Raw genomic sequence first — 365 nt, 5'->3', positions numbered from 1 at the left:
ATAAAATAGACGAAAAGTAGTGGGCAAAGATAAAGCGGCCTACGGCCGCATTTTTTATTGTTAATTTTTAATTCTTCATTACAAATGTTCAAACTCCCATTTTCCCATAAAAGCTTGTCATATATATCATAAAACTACCGGTAAAAAGAAGAAGGGCCCTTCTAATTGGAGGGTATTTATGTCAAAATACATTGACCACTTAATAAATCAAAGTATTAAGGGAGACAAAAAGGCTAAACAAGAATTACTTATTAGACTGAAACCAGTTATATTGTCATCTATAAAAAAATACTACAATAGACGGGAATGTATTTGTCAAGTGAAAAATCCCCCAGAATTTAATTGAAACTTCCCCTAGTGGAGGA

The 365-nt window shown here is 32.3% G+C and carries 1 protein-coding gene; it reads left to right on the top strand.

What is annotated here, in order from left to right:
- The first annotated feature begins 178 nt into the window (after window positions 1-178).
- Window positions 179-346 (top strand): hypothetical protein, encoded by a 168-nt coding sequence (locus L21TH_RS14135; protein WP_155848271.1) that lies wholly within the window; start codon window positions 179-181, stop codon window positions 344-346.
- Window positions 347-365 lie beyond the last annotated feature (19 nt).

Source organism: Caldisalinibacter kiritimatiensis (genome assembly GCF_000387765.1).
Lineage (GTDB): Bacteria > Bacillota > Clostridia > Tissierellales > Caldisalinibacteraceae > Caldisalinibacter > Caldisalinibacter kiritimatiensis.
Note: the sequence above shows the minus strand (reverse complement) of the source record. Positions and strands in the feature narration are given on the sequence as shown.

Bases quoted from the DNA above. Each gene is read 5' to 3' on its own strand.
- L21TH_RS14135 (WP_155848271.1), top strand. From the start codon at position 179: ATGTCAAAATACATTGACCACTTAATAAATCAAAGTATTAAGGGAGAC.